This is a genomic window from Rhodococcus sp. NPDC006774 (assembly GCF_040636045.1).
Lineage (GTDB): Bacteria > Actinomycetota > Actinomycetes > Mycobacteriales > Mycobacteriaceae > Rhodococcoides.
Genome location: NZ_JBEYIW010000051.1, coordinates 1 through 2,390, shown reverse-complemented (window position 1 = coordinate 2,390; position 2,390 = coordinate 1). Strand labels below are relative to the sequence as shown.

The following is a 2,390-nucleotide window of genomic DNA, read 5'->3' as shown; positions in this document are numbered from 1 at the left end:
GAGACCGCATTCCTGGTGGACTTCCTTCCGGTCATGCGGCGCCGCCTGACTCGGACGGGGTTCGTCATCGACCACATCCAGTACTTCTCCAATGCTTTGAAACCGTGGATCGCCAGGCGAGAGAAGTTGGGGCAGTTCGTGATCCGGCGTGATCCACGAGATCTGAGCAGGGTGTGGGTCCTGGACCCTGACAGCGGCGGCGGGTATGTCGAGGTGCCGTACCGGACTATGTCGCATCCGGCGGTGACATCGTGGGAACACCGCGCAGCGGTCACGCGCCTTCGAGAACACGGCCGAGCGAGCATTGATGAACACGCTCTGTTCGCGATGATCGAGCAGATGCGTCAGATAGCCACGTCGGCACAGAGGGACACCAAGCGAGCCCGACGTAATCGCACTCGCCGTGCCCACCTGAGCAGCATCGCCACACCACCGAACACGCAGAGCCCGCCCGAGCATGATCCAGGCACCGACGACGTGTCGGTTCCGATCTTCGACGACATCGAAGAATGGTGAATCGGTGAACAACGACGCCCGCAGCGCTCTCGAAGGCGACGATAGCGACCGTAGCGACGACGAAATCGACGTTGATCGCGCGGACCTCACCCACCTGCGAATTTCGGTCAGATCGATCGCGATTCTGCCTGCTGCACAACGCATCAGGCACATTCGGGCCGAACGGTGGATCGGGTATCCGCGTGCACAGTCGGTCATCGAGCACCTCGAGGCGCTGCTGGGGTGGCCGGATCGACAACGAATGCCGAACATGCTTTTGATCGGACCGACGAACAACGGCAAGTCGATGATCGTTGAGAAGTTCCGCCGTGCACACCCCACTGTCAGCTTGCCCGATCGCGAGCAGATACCGGTGTTGTGTATGCAGATGCCTCCGGACCCGGCACCCGCACGGTTCTACCTGGCGATGCTTGCTGCCCTCGGAACGCCGATCCGGCCACGGAGCCGAGTCCACGAACTCGAACAGCAAGCGATCACGCTGCTGCGAGCGACCGGGGTTCGGATGCTGATCATCGACGAGCTCCACAACGTCCTCGCCGGCCGCGACAACGTCCGCCGCGAATTCTTGAACGTGCTGCGGTTCCTGGGCAACGAACTACGCATTCCTCTTGTCGCTGTCGGAACCCGCGACGCCTACCTCGCCATCCGGACCGATCCCCAGCTGGAGAACCGATTCCACCCCATGGCTTTGCCGGTCTGGACCAACACTGCCGACACCAGATCACTGCTGGCCAGCTTCACCACGAGCTTCCCCCTCCGCAAACCCTCGCACCTGACATCACCGGAGATGACCGACTACCTCCTCACTCGCTCCGAGGGCACCATCGGTGAACTGACAACGCTGCTCACAGCCGCAGCAGTGACCGCCGTCGACAGCGGAGAGGAAGCGATCACCTCATCGGTGCTCACGCGCACTCCGTACCTCGGTCCCACCGAGCGACGCCGCCAGTTCGAGCGCCACCTCGCGTGAACGCGCGGCTCGCGGCGATGCCCGATGATGCGTACGTTCGCCCGTGGCCGCTGCATCCGCAGCCACTGCCAGGTGAGGCCCTCTCGTCCTGGTTGGCCCGGATATGCGAGCTGTATCCGCACATCAAGCCTTCTGACCTGCTTGCAGACCTCGATATCGATTGTGCTGTCGAGGATCTCGACCGCTACACACCGGAGCCGATCCTCGCCGAGCTGGCCGGTCGCGGCGTAGTCCCGGTAGAGAGGGTGCGGATGATGACGTTGGCGGGGTGGACACCGTGGTTGCTCGACAGCACCGACCCCGCCGACTGCGACTTCGACACCTACGTCCACCAGTTCTCGGTCCTGCTACCGGCCGACCTCGCGAGGGTGGATCGACGACGTCGCACACCTACGAGCAAGGCATGGTTGCCGTGGGCGAGCACTCCGCGCAGTCGGGCGTGCCCGGCATGTGTCGACAGCCTCGAATCCACTGCTGATATCAACATGACTCTGCTGCATCAATATCCGGTGCTGAGCAGCTGCCTCGACCACCGTTGTCGACTCGAACCCTGCTCTGCTTTGCCTGGTCATGCAATTTTCTGGGATCAGGTCCGGTTCGGTTCGGACGAACGGGTCTCGCCCGTTCCGGTTCCTTCAGCGGTCACGGACCTCGATCGGCGCAGCACCGAGGCTCTGACGACGGGATGGGTGGAACTCGGCCCAGGCCGGGTACATGCCGCAGTGTGGTTCCGGCTTCTGCGCACCGTCGTCGACGAAGTGTCCTCGCCACTGGTTCGCACCGGACGGTGGGCGACGAGGCTCGTTGCGAGGTCAAGCCCCTAGAAGTGGTGTAACTGGTTTGTGATCCTTCGTTGGTGATCAGGCGGGTAGTTGCATCAGTGCATCAGTGGTCACCTCCGTCG

At 62.9% G+C, this 2,390-nt stretch carries 3 protein-coding genes; all 3 read left to right on the top strand.

What is annotated here, in order from left to right; genetic code table 11:
- The coding region (locus ABZ677_RS27745) for a Mu transposase C-terminal domain-containing protein (protein WP_358375298.1) at positions 1-516 on the top strand (516 nt) is incomplete at its 5' end.
- A 64-nt stretch (positions 517-580) separates the two neighbouring features.
- A complete protein-coding gene (locus tag ABZ677_RS27740) occupies positions 581-1,486 on the top strand; it encodes a TniB family NTP-binding protein (RefSeq protein ID WP_358375301.1) in 906 nt (301 codons plus the stop codon).
- The gene (locus ABZ677_RS27735; protein ID WP_358375295.1) at positions 1,483-2,310 is read left to right on the top strand and encodes a TniQ family protein; all 828 of its coding nucleotides are present in this window, start codon (positions 1,483-1,485) and stop codon (positions 2,308-2,310) included. Before ABZ677_RS27740 ends, ABZ677_RS27735 begins: the two co-directional genes overlap by 4 nt.
- Positions 2,311-2,390 lie beyond the last annotated feature (80 nt).